The sequence below is a fragment of the Sporolactobacillus sp. STSJ-5 genome, assembly GCF_024385605.1.
Taxonomy (GTDB): Bacteria; Bacillota; Bacilli; order Bacillales; family Sporolactobacillaceae; genus Sporolactobacillus.
Genome location: NZ_JANFOJ010000025.1, coordinates 14825 through 30280, shown reverse-complemented (window position 1 = coordinate 30280; position 15456 = coordinate 14825). Strand labels below are relative to the sequence as shown.

The 15456-nt window shown below is 42.2% G+C and carries 19 protein-coding genes; 7 read left to right on the top strand and 12 right to left on the bottom strand.

The features are described 5' to 3' along the window. Together NOM01_RS15965 and NOM01_RS15960 are read right to left on the bottom strand one after the other, a co-directional pair. Positions 1-491: HAD family hydrolase (locus NOM01_RS15965; protein WP_255749559.1), on the bottom strand; the 491-nt coding region annotated here is incomplete at its 3' end. A gap of 14 nt (positions 492-505) precedes the next feature. Then, positions 506-1015 (bottom strand): GNAT family N-acetyltransferase, encoded by a 510-nt coding sequence (locus tag NOM01_RS15960; protein WP_255749558.1) that lies wholly within the window; start codon positions 1013-1015, stop codon positions 506-508. Between the two features lie 110 nt (positions 1016-1125). Between NOM01_RS15960 and NOM01_RS15955 the strand changes: the two genes are divergently transcribed. From NOM01_RS15955 to NOM01_RS15945, 3 genes are all read left to right on the top strand, one after another. Then, on the top strand, positions 1126-1584 hold the full coding sequence (locus NOM01_RS15955; RefSeq protein ID WP_255749557.1) for a hypothetical protein: 459 nt from the start codon (positions 1126-1128) through the stop codon (positions 1582-1584). A gap of 897 nt (positions 1585-2481) precedes the next feature. After that, complete coding sequence (locus tag NOM01_RS15950; protein WP_093671493.1) at positions 2482-3474, top strand: Gfo/Idh/MocA family protein; 993 nt, start codon at positions 2482-2484, stop codon at positions 3472-3474. 14 nt (positions 3475-3488) lie between these two features. Beyond that, positions 3489-4334: a MurR/RpiR family transcriptional regulator gene (locus NOM01_RS15945; RefSeq protein WP_093671495.1), complete on the top strand. Its 846-nt coding sequence runs from the start codon at positions 3489-3491 to the stop codon at positions 4332-4334. 492 nt (positions 4335-4826) lie between these two features. Here NOM01_RS15945 and metG read toward each other — a convergent pair whose 3' ends face one another. The 10 genes from metG to NOM01_RS15895 all read right to left on the bottom strand — a co-directional run bounded on the left by metG (position 4827) and on the right by NOM01_RS15895 (position 12486). Continuing rightward, entirely contained in the window at positions 4827-6464 is a 1638-nt protein-coding gene (metG, locus tag NOM01_RS15940; RefSeq protein WP_255749556.1) for a methionine--tRNA ligase, read from the bottom strand. 104 nt (positions 6465-6568) lie between these two features. Continuing rightward, on the bottom strand, positions 6569-6730 hold the full coding sequence (locus NOM01_RS15935; protein ID WP_255749555.1) for a hypothetical protein: 162 nt from the start codon (positions 6728-6730) through the stop codon (positions 6569-6571). 549 nt (positions 6731-7279) lie between these two features. Beyond that, a complete protein-coding gene (locus NOM01_RS15930) occupies positions 7280-7495 on the bottom strand; it encodes an AbrB/MazE/SpoVT family DNA-binding domain-containing protein (RefSeq protein ID WP_255749554.1) in 216 nt (71 codons plus the stop codon). 523 nt (positions 7496-8018) lie between these two features. Further along, positions 8019-8594, bottom strand: coding sequence for an MFS transporter (locus NOM01_RS15925; RefSeq protein ID WP_255749553.1), 576 nt, complete (start codon positions 8592-8594; stop codon positions 8019-8021). An 11-nt stretch (positions 8595-8605) separates the two neighbouring features. Continuing rightward, the gene (locus tag NOM01_RS15920) at positions 8606-9151 is read right to left on the bottom strand and encodes a protein kinase family protein (RefSeq protein ID WP_255749552.1); all 546 of its coding nucleotides are present in this window, start codon (positions 9149-9151) and stop codon (positions 8606-8608) included. An 85-nt stretch (positions 9152-9236) separates the two neighbouring features. Beyond that, on the bottom strand, positions 9237-9851 hold the full coding sequence (locus NOM01_RS15915; protein WP_255749551.1) for a cation efflux transmembrane domain-containing protein: 615 nt from the start codon (positions 9849-9851) through the stop codon (positions 9237-9239). A 143-nt stretch (positions 9852-9994) separates the two neighbouring features. Then, positions 9995-10453, bottom strand: a complete 459-nt coding sequence (locus tag NOM01_RS15910; RefSeq protein WP_255749550.1) for a GNAT family N-acetyltransferase — start codon at positions 10451-10453, stop codon at positions 9995-9997. 49 nt (positions 10454-10502) lie between these two features. Then, a complete protein-coding gene (locus NOM01_RS15905) occupies positions 10503-11222 on the bottom strand; it encodes a hypothetical protein (RefSeq protein ID WP_255749549.1) in 720 nt (239 codons plus the stop codon). Beyond that, a complete protein-coding gene (locus tag NOM01_RS15900) occupies positions 11219-12100 on the bottom strand; it encodes an ATP-binding cassette domain-containing protein (protein ID WP_255749548.1) in 882 nt (293 codons plus the stop codon). The genes NOM01_RS15905 and NOM01_RS15900 overlap by 4 nt, the downstream gene beginning before the upstream one ends. A 20-nt stretch (positions 12101-12120) precedes the next feature. Then, complete coding sequence (locus NOM01_RS15895) at positions 12121-12486, bottom strand: GntR family transcriptional regulator (protein WP_255749547.1); 366 nt, start codon at positions 12484-12486, stop codon at positions 12121-12123. A 242-nt stretch (positions 12487-12728) separates the two neighbouring features. Between NOM01_RS15895 and NOM01_RS15890 the strand changes: the two genes are divergently transcribed. The 4 genes from NOM01_RS15890 to NOM01_RS15875 are packed head-to-tail and all read left to right on the top strand — an operon-like array spanning position 12729 to position 15373. Next, on the top strand, positions 12729-13073 hold the full coding sequence (locus NOM01_RS15890; protein WP_255749546.1) for an ArsR/SmtB family transcription factor: 345 nt from the start codon (positions 12729-12731) through the stop codon (positions 13071-13073). After that, positions 13070-14110 (top strand): ACR3 family arsenite efflux transporter, encoded by a 1041-nt coding sequence (gene arsB, locus NOM01_RS15885; RefSeq protein WP_255749545.1) that lies wholly within the window; start codon positions 13070-13072, stop codon positions 14108-14110. Before NOM01_RS15890 ends, arsB begins: the two co-directional genes overlap by 4 nt. Before the next feature lie 16 nt (positions 14111-14126). Continuing rightward, complete coding sequence (gene arsC, locus NOM01_RS15880) at positions 14127-14546, top strand: arsenate reductase (thioredoxin) (RefSeq protein WP_255749544.1); 420 nt, start codon at positions 14127-14129, stop codon at positions 14544-14546. Positions 14547-14569: 23 nt separating this feature from the next. Continuing rightward, entirely contained in the window at positions 14570-15373 is an 804-nt protein-coding gene (locus NOM01_RS15875) for an arsenite methyltransferase (protein ID WP_255749543.1), read from the top strand. Positions 15374-15456: the final 83 nt, after the last annotated feature.

The window sequence follows — 15456 nt, the reverse complement described above, 5'->3', positions numbered from 1 at the left end:
TAAGCTTCACCTGACGTGCAGCCGGCTTGCTCCAAAGCACAGGAAAAGATGCGTACGTCCGGCTTTTTGATGCCAAGTTCGTCGGATATAGCAAAAACAGAAAAGAACTCGTGAATGTTCAGGTCTCTCATCCGTTCCTGTGCGTCGTCGGATTGGTTCGCTATAATGCCTAAATTATAGTTTGCAGACAAGTCGCTCAATAATTCGATTACCTTTGGATAGAGGAATTCTTGTTCTGGCAAATAAACGGCCTTGCTTCGCACAAATTCATACTGCTCATCATTTTCCACCAAGGAAGGAAGAACATCTTTTACTGTGTGTTTATAAGCTTTGCATGCTTCTTCTCTCAAGTGTCGAATGTACTCGGCAGAATACGAAAATCCCAGTGTGGAAAGCGCGTCACTCATTGCATGGACGATATAATTTTCCTGATCGCATTCGTCAATTAAGGTACTGCCCAAATCGAAAAAGATCCATTCTTTTGTTTTCAAGACACATCATCCTGTCAAATGAATTTATGTACATAAACACTTTCCAGCTCTTCTGAGTTAACGAATTGAAATCCGCAGTTCTTTAATACCTTAATCGACCCACTATTTGTCTTGAGCGCGTGAGCAATGATACCTTTACAGTTTGAATTTAAGCGCGCCCATTCCATTAACGTGTTCACCGCTTCGGTCATTAGCCCTTTTCTCCTAAAGTTTGGCGACATGCCATAACCAATCTCTGAGTATCCATTTTCATCAGGGGAGCCCTTGAATCCGACTAAGCCGATCCCCTTCATAGTTGCACGATCAACAATGATCCAATACGTGTACCATGGGTGCAGTTTTTCACTAATTTCATTCATTTTGTTAATTTTTTTTATGATTGCCGCCTGAAATGATTCTGACATGGTTTCCGAGTCAAGTTGGATCTCCATTCGATCTGATTCCTTGTTTTTGATCCGCATAAGGTCATCAATCGACAAAGGTGTTAAAACCAAAACCCTCGACTGCAAATTTGTCGCGTTCACTTCGATTCCTCCTCATACCTATTTTAACTTTTACTACCTTTCCCAAATATAAAGAGATGTGTAAATAAAGCCGTACAAGGAAAACATATAATAAAAAAAGGAATGACACAATGATCGGTCTGCTGCTTGCTGTCGCTCTCTTTAATAGCATTGCTTTTCTTATCAATAAACGACTCACTAAAAATCAACTCGTACATATTTGGGCGTTTACCGTTGCCGTGCAGGTGCTTACTGATGGTTATTTGTGCAAAAAATACCATGCCTATTGGTATTTCTCAGGATCTCTAGAGTGGCCGACACTCCTTGTATTAATCGTATTGATCCCACCGGTAAACATCATTTTCCTAAACGGTTATCCCTACGGAAAATCATTTTTTAAGCAGCTTATTTATATCCTTTTCTGGGATGTAGCGATTACCGGTTATGAACTGATTACACTTTTGCCCGAGCCATGGGGCTACTTTAACTACGGTTGGTGGCGAATAAGCTACTCGTTCATTGCCTACCCATTTTTACTGTGGATTGTCGCGGCGTACTATAAATGGATTCGAAAGATTGAAAAGGAGTAGCTCTTAGTAGATGCCGCAATCCTTAGTGCCGCGGCTGCTAATCCTTGCATGATCCCTAGTGAAGCGATCACATTCTTGCGTTTCTCAATACTAATAATATCAAGGACAAATTTTTTGTGACTATCAAATTGAAAGCCGAGTAAAATGGTTCGAAATAGACACAGTATCCTCTTGGTTGATTTAAAAAGCAGAGGGTGCTTTTTTATTGACATGGAATCCGGTCATGACCCCTGATCGTGCATTGATCGCTGATTTTCGTGCATAGAATTCGGGTTTTCATGCATTGGAGCACCGCTTTCGTGCATGAACCCGGCGTGACATTCTGTTTATGCATTGCGTGTGAACGCTGTTGCAAGTAAAGTCATACATTACCTTGCTCAAAATGAAAGTTATTTTCACGAATGCTATTTCATTGACAAATACGCCTCAAATAATTATATTAAAATTAGTTACAAAATAAAAATTCAAATTGAAATGAATTTCATTTTGTATGGCAAGACAATCGCTTGTAGAGTCTGTTCAAAAAGGAGGACAAAAAGAGCCGAGGTCAGGCAAATCGCCACGTCCTGTGGCATGCCTGACACTAGCTCGTCCTGAGCGTCGAAGATCAAGGAAGCGCAGTTTCGAGCTACCCGCGCGTACTTTCACAGGATGTGATGACTTCAACGTTGTGCACAGGACGTGCACGTTGTTAGTTGAAGTTCCCCTGCTAATACGTGAGGAGCGGAGAAACAAGCTGACACAGAACTTCCGCAGGATGCGGTGACTTCTGCGTTTTGCACAGGACGTGCATGCTGTTAGCAGAGGATCCTCATTGCCTTTTCCCCGGACTTTTTGAACACCCTCTTGTAGTGGTTTCGATCGTTTCAAAAAAAATTATTTGGAAGGATGAGTTAGATGAAAACGTATAATTGGGGTATGATTGGTACCGGATGGATCGCACATGAAATGGCTGATGCGTTAAATAGTGTCAATGGAGAAATTTATGCAGTGGCTGACGTTAACGAAGCCGCTTTACAGGCTTTCAGTGAGGAAAAAAAGATTCAGCGGACATTTACGAATCCTGATGATTTGCTAAAAGATCCAAATATTGATATCGTATACATTGCAACTCCCCATAATTTTCACTATGAATATATTATGAAAGCATTAGAAGCCGGTAAAAACGTATTTGCTGAGAAAGCAATAACGGTTAATTCCCGACAGTTAACTAATGTGAGACAATTAGCTGCTGAAAAAGGTTTGATTGTGACTGAAGGTTTAACCTTATTTCACATGCCGCTTTATAAAAAGGTAAAACAGCTGATCAGCGACGGAAAAATCGGTGATGTTAACTTAGTTCAAGTTAATTTTGGCAGTTTAAAAGATTATGATGTCAAAAACCGCTTCTTTAATAAAAACTTAGCCGGCGGTGCACTGCTTGACATTGGTGGTTATGCGACTGCCTTTGCCCGTTCATTCTTAAAGACACAACCTGTTAATGTTTTGACAACCGTTAAATATTTTGAGACCGGCGTCGATGAACAATCAGGTATTCTTCTGAAAAATTTAGATGATCAAATTGCGGTACTGTCATTGTCGATGCGCGCGAAACAACCGAAACGCGGAGTCATTTCAGGCACCAAAGGCTATATTGAAATATCGAATTATCCGCGTGCCACAGAAGCCGCTATAACCTTTACAGATGATGCGCACACGGAAACACATGAAGTAATTACGGCCGGAGATGCATCCCTTGCCTTGCAATACGAAGTTCAAGACATGCAAAGATATATTGAACAAGGCCATGACGACGGTGAATTTGCACTCTCCTACGACATTATGGACGTATTAACCAACGTACGAAATCAATGGGGGATGAAATACCCGTTTGATCGTACAGACTATTAAACAAGGACTGTAGCATGGAAGCGACTAATAAAGAATTCGTAAACAGAATCTACGCAAATTTAGGCAATTATTCTAAATCGGAAAAAAAGATCGTTGATTTAATTATCAGCGACCCCCAGTTTGTGATCAATGCGACCATTTCACAGCTGGCAAACCGATCCGGTATTAGCGAAGCATCAGTCTCGCGTTTCTGTAAACGAATTAATCTGAATGGATTTCATCATTTAAAAGTATTATTGGCACAGAGTTCATTAATTAATGCTGAATCGCCAAACAGTACCTCATTAACCAGTCACGATAAAGTTTTAGATAAATTAATGAGTGACAAGGAAGAGGAAATTCAAGCAACCTTAGAAGGTTTTGACAAAACACTCATCAAAAATACAATGAACGTCATTAAAGATGCTCGGCTAATTCAAATCATGGCAGAAGGCAATACATTTCCGGTCGCACTCGATGCTTGCTTTAAGTTCAATCAGATCGGTCGGTTAGCATTTACATCGAGTTCATGGGAAGTGGCTATGGGGCAGACGTTAAACTTAAATGACTCAGATGTGCTTATTGTCATTTCCAATTCAGGAGAATCCAGGCAGCTGCTCCAATTAATCGAGGTTGCTAAGAAAAACCAAGTAACGATTATCACGCTCACGAATAATGAGAGTTCTCCCATCGCCGCGCTGTCCGATCATAATGTGGTTACAGCCAGCAGAGGTACGATCTTTATGTCCGAGTATTTCTTTTCGAGAGTATCTGCCGTCACAGCAATCGAAGCGATTTTCATGCTGCTTATCGCAGATGATCCTCAGCTTAAGAGCAAGATTCAAGAGCATGAACTGTTAATCGCGTCAAAAAAGATTTAACTAAAACAAAGCCCGCACTTTTACAGGTGTGGGCTTTGTTTTGGTTAGGAACATGCTCATTCCACATGCGCATTGTTTGCCAAGCGGGCACGCTCAACCTGAATCGAGCCCGTGCTCCCCTTATATCCTGCCAAACTCTTGATTAATCGGGGGAAAAATTAATTTAATCCGGGAAAAATCCACAACTATCCAGGAGATATTAATCCATATCCGTGAATCGAGCCCGAACCCCACCTTTATCCTGCCAAACTCTTGATTAATCAGGGGAAAATTCAATTTAATTATTGGTCAACGATTATTCCTGTTAATCAAACAAAGATAAAGCAATCCAAAATTGGCTGTTCAATTGCCAAAATGGATTACTTTATTATGTGTTACTATTCGTCTCAATCTGAATTTGCTGAAGCAAAGGAATCGCGGAAAGCTCATTATTTTTAAAAACGAGACACTGCTGATATTAGTGGTTATTTCTTAAATTTTACTCGCTCTCTTTCATCCCTTTTCCTGATGTTTCAGTTTGTCCCGTTCCACTTGAATCTGATCCGGGTCGATGCGTATAAATAGCGGATCAAGATGCTCCGGCAGTTTTCCCGGGCAATGAATGACCGTCCATTTGAATTCGCCAAGATGAAGTGCCTCACTGAGTTTCTGACTGGAAAAAGGTAAGAATGGCGAAAGCAACTGAGCGAGATTGGCAATACTGAACACGCATGTATTCAAGGTTGCATAGGCTGCAGCTTGATCAGAGTTAACCGTCTGCCACGGTTTTCGTTCATCAAAATACTTATTCAAGCTGCGAATCCACGAGAAAATTTCACCAAGTGCTGCTTTCAAATGTGCGGATTCAATCAGTCCACCAACCTTCTCGTAAAGGGCATCCGTAGTTTGGAAAATCTGCGGATCAACTTGATCGGGATCCACTTTAAAATCAGGTAGCTTCTCAATGAACTTGAGCGTACGATTAACAAAATTCCCATAAGCGCCGAGTAGTTCGCCGTTGTGGCTTTCGATAAACGCTTTCCAGGAAAAATCGGCGTCATGTGTTTCGGGTGCATTGATCAACAAAAAGTAACGGATACTGTCCGGATCATAACGTTCAAGAATGTCAGGTGCCCATACCGCCCAGTTGCGACTTGTGGACAGCTTCTTGCGCTCAAGCGTCACGTATTCATTAGAAACAAGATGCGTCGGCAGTGCTTTTTTGCCAATGCCGAGCAGAATGGCCGGCCATATAATCGTGTGAAACGGAACGTTGTCTTTCCCTTGAACGTAGTAGGAAGTCGTTTGTTCATTCCAAAATTCTGAGATATCCTTATGATGCTCTTCTCCCCAGCGGACACTGGCTGAATAATATCCGGACACCGCTTCAATCCAGACGTATACTTTTTTATCCTCAAAACCCTTGATCGGTACCGTGACGCCGATCGGCAAATCACGGGTGACAGCGCGATCCTGCAAGCCTTCGTCTAAATAGCGCCGCGTAAGATTTAGGGCATTTTCCCGCCAATCGTTATTCTTCTTTGCCCGTTCATACAGCTGCTCCAATTCCGGTTGAAACTTACTCAGTGCAAAATAGAGATGCTCAACCTCACGAAGTTCCGGTGTGTGACCGCAAAGTTTGCATGTTGGCTCTTCAAGGTCGACTGGATCAAGAATGGTCGAGCACGCATCGCATTGATCACCTCTTGCATGTGCGCCGCAATGCGGACAGGTTCCTTCAACATAGCGGTCCGGCAAAAACTGCGCACAATGCGTACAGTACATCTGCTTTGTCTTCTTATGATAGATATACCCATTGTCATAAAGTGTTTTAAAAATATCCTGAACAACCTTGTGATGAATCGGTGTGTCTGTGCGCGTGTAACAGTCATAAGTGAACCCAAGTTGCTGAAAACATCGCTGAAATGAATCATGATAACGATCCGCAATCGTTGTTGGCGAGACACCTTCCTGTTTCGCGCGAATCGTGATCGGTGTACCGTTGCAGTCACTTCCTGAAACATAGAGTACCTTTTCACCCTTCTGCCTGAAATAACGTGCCAAACAATCCCCTGGGATTAAGCTTGATAAATGTCCAAGATGAAGATCTCCATTTGCGTAGGGCCATGCGCCTGCGATTAATACTGCCATATTTCCTCACTCCTTTTTTAAGAAAAACAAAAAAGCCCCCGACCTCATACATTCATCATGTATAAGGACGAGGACTTGTGTCCACGCGGTACCACCTTAATTTATCAGCCATTCGCATCACTGATCTCAGGCGAGTACGGAGCGTCTGCTCGATACTCGGGTTTTGTTAACCGGGTTTCCGCCCGACCATAGCCTAACCGCAAATGCCGCGGATCGGTATGGATGCTCAGAGGCCATTTTTCAGCTTGGGATTCTGCTTCTCTCACCAGTTACGAAGCTCTCTGCGGAGAATCCGGCTGCTTACTTCTTCTCATCATCGCATAATTTATCAATAGGATTAGTATAGACAGTTCAAATTCAAGATGCAAGAGCATACGATTCAACTTTTTTGTGTTGAACAATACGATTCCGATTTTTTGTTACAATTTTGAGAGGCTTTGTTACAACTTTTGTCCCGTTCGTTACTAGTTTAGATGCCTTCTTTTCAACTCTGACGCTTCATTACAATTTTTTCAAAGTATAATCAATCTTTGCTTTTAAAAATGGATATCATCTTTTTAATAAATGATACCAGCCAAATGATAATTATTATTCCACAAATATATAAAAAGGGGGGCGAACCCCAAAATGATAAAAGATCCATTTTCTCAGATCTTCTCCTTATTGTTATTTTGAATACCAGCTTTCTCTTAATTGCATCTCTTTAGAAAATTTATACCTTATATATATTTTGACTGCTCCTTCTGAAAGGTGAAGTTAAAAAAAAAGATCACCATGTTCAGGAACATACGTCATTACAACAATTCATTTCCTACTTAACCAAGATCTATTTCTTCATGACGATTTTCAGGTGTGATTCTGGAAAGCAGTTGATCAAGAGACGGAGCGGATTTTAATGGTTTTAGAATAATGTCTTTACCCTTAGTTAAAAATTCAAGTTCAGTCCCTTTTTCAATACCCGCAGATTCTGCGATGGACCCAGGCAAACGGACGGCAAGACTGTTTCCCCACATTTGAACTTTGATCGTCATGCGAATTCCCCCTTGTCCTTTCTCTTTAACTGGCTCTTCCCATTGACTAAAGTCACTGGTGTAATTATTATAAAAGTATGATAGTGGATTTCATGAAAGCATAAAATCTATCTAATTTACGTATAATGAAAAAGGCAACATTGATGCTGGAACATCAACGCTGCTTTAGATAAGAAGTTGCTTTAAGAGCAACGCATCACCTTTTAACTTCATATCTCAAGGATAATCCGTTACCGGCTGGTCGGCTCAGAGCGGATTATTTCTTTTCCTTAGAGCTATGATCAAGCAGGTTTAGCAAGAATGAGCCACCTATAAAGAGCAAGCTCAGAATGCCAATGACAGCCATAATCGTACTCATGAAAAAGAATCGCACCTCCTCCGTCTCCGTCGTCTACACAGACAAGGAACACAGAAACAAAAGGTGTGCGCCGCTCTTTAGCCGTTCTTATCATGATCTTATTCTAGCATAATTTGGCAGCTATTAATTGGATAATCATCTTCTTTATTACATAAATCCATCCGTTTACTGCACCTCATTTTCCTGTAGCACCTGCTTCTTATATTTACGGGTTAATGATAGATTGACAATCAATAATAATCCCGCTAGTGCGATCAGTAAGCCGCACAGCATAATGGTTAATCCTGCTGTGATCCATTCACTCAATAAACCGTTAACCCCCATACCGATTAGTGTCACTGCCGATGCCAAGCTTCCGACTAATCCAAAGAAGCGAGCTAATTGAGTATAAGGGATTTGTTTCTGCCAAAAGGTTGATGAAGACATATTAAAAATAGCGTTACATGCTCCTGTCATGAATGCTGCAAGTATCAGTGTTATAAGGTTAGCTCCGAAACCGATGATACTGTAGCTAAGTCCAAGCGCAAAACCGGATACACCCAATTGAATTTGCAAAGGCCAATGAATCACCCATTTGGCCGCAACCATTGACGTCACTAATATTCCGAAGCTTAGTGCACCAACGACATAACCGACAGTGTATGTGTTAAGTCCAATATCATTCACATGGGCTGTTAACATCACATCAGCACCTGCAACGCCAAATAAGATAAGCAGAAAAATAACGAGCAGATTAAACATTACGGCATCTTTTAGCGGAGAGAGCTTGCCTGATTATGTCTCACTAATTTTATGAGGATTAGAGCTGCAGCGATGTATGTCAGTGCATCAATAAGAAAACCAATAGCTTTTAGATCATTTGGCAATAAAGCCAGCACGAAAACAGCTAATGCCGGTCCAAATATTTTTACAAGCTCATTCGCCATTTGATGCAGCTTCGTGAGAAAATCGCCTAGTAATTGAGCATTTTCCGGGTTCTTCCTTAAATCAAATGGATGTTCATTCAACGATTCTCCACTCAAAAAAGGATAGGTGACCGCTTTGAGCACCTCTCCTTCATAAATCATTTTGTATCGTGGAATTTGCAGAACAGGATTCTTTTGTGAAAGCTGCTTCAAAAGCTCGCATTCATTCTTAATTTGGTCAGTAATCTGATCTGTTTTCGGGAAGCGGAAAACCTGCTGTTTGTTTATGATCAAAATGTCATTGTCCCAACCGTTCGTCTTTACTTCACTCGTAGCAATGGGCAGCTTCGGCACAGCGCTTCGGACAAAACGGATCATTTCTTCTTTTCTCACAAACACTCATCCTCTTTTTCTAAAAAAGAATAAATTTTTTCCGCTATTACGCAATGACCACCGATCCGCGGTTTCTCACATGAGCTCACTCCTCATCGGGATGGAGTGCCTCCCATCCTTCACTGACAATGAAGAAAACAAGAATCAATGCCGCCACGGAATCAGCCCACCACCAATTGAATAGTGCGGTAAATCCCGCACCAATCAAAACGGTAAACGCCATATAAGCGCAGACCAGATTGCACATGCCGTCTTCAATCAAGGCATCACTGCCAATGGCATGACCGATCCGCTTTTTGGCAATCATCAGCACCGGCATCAGCGCGCACGAGCCGATAACCAAAGCAATTCCTAACACACTCGTTTCCGCAGTCTGTCGCGTGACCAATCGATAAATGGACGACAGGACAACGTAGAGTGCGAGCAGCATTAAGGCGGCGCCGACCACATACGAAGAGATACGCTCCGCACGAGCAACCTTTTCCTCACTGGATTGATTCTTTTCCGTCTGCAGCCGCCAGAGCAGAAACGCTCCGGAGATTAATTCAATCAGGCTGTCTAGTCCCAAAGCAACCAGCAGCAAAGAGTGTGCCATCATGCCTGACCATAATGCAATCATGAATTCGACCGCCATCCATGCAATAGAAAAGCTTTCAATTTGAATCCCTCTATTAATTAAACGCACATCATTCGTGTTCACGGTTGTTTTCCTCCTCTGAAACAAAGCACTATATAAAATTGACGCGATGCGAACCATTCTCTCTATAAATCAATCATTATAGGAAAACTTATTTAAAGTCTATTATAGAGGACGATTTCCAAACATAGCCACAAGAACTTGTTTTATAAATTTAACCGCAAACGAACCATATCCTTAAGAATTAGTTTGTTTTCAATAATTGGCTCGCTATAATGCTTAACAAAGAAATCGGTATCAATGGAAACCATCCGAAACCCGCATTTCTGGTATAAATAAAGCTGACCAAAACTTGTACTTCCCGTTCCAATCTCAATAATTTGATAATGTCGCTCCTTGGCACATTGAATCGAATGTTCAATCAGTGCCTGTCCGATCCCTTTATTACGTTGTTCAGGCACTACCGCAATATTAACGATTTCAATGGTTTCTGGTCTTGTCGGCAACAAAATGACAACACCTGCCATTTCTCTTTGCGTATATGCTTCAATACAGATGCTTTGCGGTAAATAAGCGTCAATGAGCTTCTTTGATGGATCAGCATCGAGAAGCAACTGGTAGTGTTGGGGTGTTGGTTGAAGAAAATTTTTGTATATGAGATCCATAACATACACCTCACTTATATTGAGATTGTAAGTCCTATGATTTGCTTTGTTAGGGCTTGATTGGCATGCGTCTAATCATCATATGGAGCAAAGCAATGAGCAGGGCAAGAATCACTGCACTGCCGACAAACCCTGTAACAAATAAAATCTGTGTATCAGGTAGCCAGCTCATAAGTAAATCCAACCGCCAAGGAAGCTTCATATAGGAATTCCAAAAATATTCGGACAAACCGACCAGAACGATTGATAAGGCAATGGAAAACATACCAGACAAAAAGCCGTACCGTGAAAATGCCAGGCCGATCAACCATCCGATCGCAAAGTAGATCACGCAAAGCAAGAAAAAGATAAGAAACAGAGATAGAAACTGATTATGATAAATCTGTGATAAACCATTAGATTGCCCAAATTCATTGCCGAAGATCCATAATGAAAGACCATAAAGAATCTGTACCACTAGTGACAGAACACCTACCGTGCAAGACATGCCGATAAACACGCCGTTGAACATATTTTTCCTAGTTACCCCATTTCTGATGTACGCGCCGGGCACCGAAAGTGCAAGGATGATCCCCACAACAAGCATGTAAACTTTTGCCGACTGTATTGTGCCGTCAAAAAAGTTAAGGTCAATCTGAATTTGCGGCACAAAATGCTCGATAATGAAAAAACCGATATAAAAAGGAAGACACCAAGCCATCCAAGTCGATAGCCTCCAAAAAATATCCACAGCGACTTTTCGAGTGACGTGATTCATGAATCCGCTCATTCTTCATCCCCCTCATGTTCCGTTAAATAAATAAACAATTCCTGCAATCCGATCGGACCAAGCTCAAATCCTGCTGACTCAAATTCTGCTCGTCGTCCGCTCTCTAGCTGCCCATAAATCATCACCGATTTCGTTCTCCCCAATTGTTGCTGTTTCAATAGGTGAAGACCACTTGTCAATTGGTCCACCTTTTCAGCCGGTCCTGTAACACTAAGTCCATGGCTCATGAGCGTGTCGACCGATTCATGGAGGAGCAGTTTGCCACAATCAATAATCATCACTTCTTCTATGAGAGAGGCTACTTCAGAAATCAAATGCGTCGACAAAATCATGCAACGTGGGTGTTCAGCATAATCCTTGATCAGTTCTTCATAAAATACTGACCGCGCCGGAGCATCCATGCCTAAGTATGCCTCATCGAAAATCGTGACCGATGTACGCGAAGCAAGACCAATCACCACATCCAGTGCCGACTGTTTTCCTTTGGACAACGCGTCGACCTTTTGATCCAATGGCAATTTAAATCGCTTCACAAGCTTTAATGCATACTCGGCATTCCAATTCGGACGATAGCGTTCGGCAAATTCGAGCATTCCTTTTACTGTTTCCGTCTCATTACTCTGATCTTTTGCATAGACAAAATTAACTTGATTCATCACTCGATCATTCTCAAAGGGCATCTCATCGTTAATTCGAATCGTTCCCTCCGTTGGTTCACGAAAAGAGGCGAGCAGTGACAACAACGATGTCTTGCCTGCTCCATTTCTTCCAAGCAAGCCGTATATTTTATCTCCCTTTAATTGAAATGAGATGTCCGATAAAACATTGTGATTTCCTAACCGCAGCGACACATGATCGGCTTTAATTTCAGTTGTCATAATATCCTCCTTTGCTTCAATCACTTTTGTCCGTCTTCAATCATCTGAATTAATGTTTCTTTTTCTATCTGCAGTTTTTCTGCTTCGTGAAGCATGGCAGCCACATAGTCATTGAAAAAGGTTTTTTTGCGTTTCTCGATCAATTTTTCACGCGCATGCTCGGCAACAAACATGCCGATCCCTCTTTTTTTATAAAGAATGCCTTCATTCACGAGCAGATTCACTCCTTTTGCTGCTGTTGCCGGATTAATTTTGTAGAAAGTAGCAAATTGATTGGTTGAAGGGACTTGGCCTAATTCCTCAAGTGATCCCTCAAGAATTTCGTTTTCAATGTGTTCAGCAATCTGTACAAAAATAGGCCGACCATCATTCATTGGTTCACGCATCGGTTCACCACCCAATCGGTTAATTACTTATGTAGCTAACTATATAAGATAATCTATTCTATGTCAATAAAAGTAAGCGATCAAATCGAGGAGCAAAAAGCCGATTTGAATTTACTATTCATAAAAAATTGACATCCTACACTCCGTGACGGCTCTGATTACTTTCGTTGAGTGTTTTGATTTGACTTGAACATAAGTGCATACTAATATAATTATATTATTATATAAGTGAGGATAAATATATGAATGATGAAAAAGAGATTGAATCCATGTCCGATTTGCTCAAGATTGTCGGTGATAAGACTCGGTTGAAAATGCTCGCCTTCTTAAAAAATGGTGAACGATGTGTCTGCGAGTTTGTCGATTTATTTGATTTATCGCAACCGGCAATCAGTCAGCATTTGAAGAAAATGCGTGCGGCCGGTTTAATCAACGAGCGCAAGCAGGGAACTTGGGTCTATTACCGTCTTAATGACCAGCTCCCAAGCTATGTATCAGAGATTATCCAGGCACTGCCGTCGCTGAAGGCAAAAACATGCGATTGTCAAAAAGCCGGCATGAGCATTCCATTGGAGCCATTAAAATGAAAAAGCTGTCCTTTCTTGATCGCTACTTAACCGTATGGATCTTTTCGGCAATGATTTTGGGAGTCTTGCTCAGTTATTTGATTCCATCATTTGTACGTACGTTAAATCGTTTGCAAGTCGGAACAACATCCATTCCGATCGCTATCGGTTTAATTGTGATGCTTTACCCGCCTTTGGCAAAAGTTCGTTATGAAGAATTGGGGATGGTCTTTAAAGATGTAAAAATCTTGATCTTGTCTTTGGTGCAGAACTGGCTGATCGGTCCTGTTCTCATGTTTCTTTTGGCAGTCATCTTTCTCCATGGCTATCCGGCCTATATGACCGGGTTGATTATGATCGGTCTTGCGAGATGCATTGCCATGGTCATTGTCTGGAATGATCTTGCTCAAGGAAATCGTGAATACACTGCCGGATTGGTCGCATTTAATTCTATTTTTCAAATTCTGTTCTACTCTGTATTTGCCTATTTTTTTGTTACTTTATTACCGGGATGGTTGGGATTAGACAGCCTTCGCATCCCGATCACTATGCTGGATATTGCGCAGAGTGTGTTGATTTATCTAGGTATTCCTTTCCTTGCCGGCATGCTGACTCGGCTTATTTTCGTCAAGATAAAAGGAAAGGCATGGTATGAAGCTGTTTTTTGTCCGCGGATCAGTCCGCTTGCTCTGATTGCTTTGCTTTTCACAATCATCATTATGTTCTCAATCAAAGGCGACATGATCATCCAGCTGCCTCTTGACGTCATTAGAATCGCCGTACCACTGCTGATCTACTTTGTGATCATGTTCTTCATCTCGTTCTTTTTGGCGAGAAAAGCGGGTGCTGATTACGGAAAAACATCCGCGCTTAGCTTTACCGCAGCGAGCAATAATTTTGAACTTGCCATTGCCACAAGCGTCGGAATCTTCGGCATTCAATCGGGCGAGGCATTTGCTGCAGTTATTGGCCCACTCGTTGAAGTTCCGGTCATGATTGCACTCGTCAACGTTGCTCTGCGACTTAGAAATCCATTCAATCGCCAGGATAAGGCGTAAAAAGGTGGTTCACGAAATGGAAAAGAAGTTGATTTATTTTCTCTGCACCGGCAACTCCTGCCGCAGCCAAATGGCTGAAGGATTCGGAAAAAAGTATTTAAGTGATGATTACGAGGTTCGATCGGCAGGAATCGAAGCACACGGCTTAAATCTAAACGCAGTTGCCGTCATGAAAGAAGTCGGCGTCGATATTTCCAACCATGAATCCAAGCTTATTGATCCCGATCTGCTCAACCGCGCATACCTTGTCGTCACACTATGCGGCGATGCGGAGGATCGATGCCCGATGACTCCGCCGCAGGTAAGAAGAGAACATTGGGGATTTGACGACCCGGCCAAAGCGCAGGGAACTCCTGAAGAAATCTGGAGCGTCTTCCAAAACGTTCGAGACGGCATTGCAAATAAAATAAAAGCATTCGCTGAAGAAGAAAAATAATCCAATAAAAAGGAATGGTTTTCATGGCACTATCAAAAGATCAAATTAGACAAAATGTCCGCAACCGTTACAAACAAATCGCTCTGCAAGACGTGTCGGCATCATCTTGCGGATGCTCTTCCCCTGATGTCGGCTGCTGCGCGACACAAGAAAACAAAAATGATGTTTCCGAGCAGCTCGGCTATTCAACAGATGAATTAAACGCTGTACCTGATGGCGCGAATCTTGGATTAGGCTGCGGCAATCCTCAAGCAATCGCGTCACTGAAACCCGGCGAATGCGTACTGGATTTAGGCAGCGGCGGCGGATTCGACTGCTTTCTTGCCGCCCGGCAAGTCGGCGACAATGGAACGGTCATCGGCGTGGATATGACGCCGGAAATGATTAGCCGAGCAAGAGCAAACGCGGAAAAAGGATCCTTTTCAAACGTTGATTTTCGTTTAGGCGAAATCGAGCATTTACCGGTCGCCGATCAATCCATAGATGTGATTCTGTCCAATTGCGTCATCAACCTCTCCCCCGACAAGCCGCAAGTGTTCAAAGAAGCGTACCGCGTCCTGAAGAAAGGCGGCCGGTTGGCCATTTCCGACGTTGTTCTGACCGCCGAGCTGCCGGAAAAAATTAAAAACGATTTGGATGTATCTTATTCCGGATGTGTTTCCGGCGCTTCTTCCATTAATGATCTACAGCACATGCTCGAGCAAAGCGGCTTCGCACAAATTGAAATTAAGCCCAAGGATGAATCAAAATCATTCATTAAAGAATGGCTTCCAGGGGTTGGCATTGAAAAGTATATCGTCTCATCAACCATTCAAGCAGTAAAATAATCGCATATGCAAAAAATGAGAATCCGAGATCATATGATCCTAAGGATTCTTTTTCATTATTGGAAATCACGCGTCTGAATGGC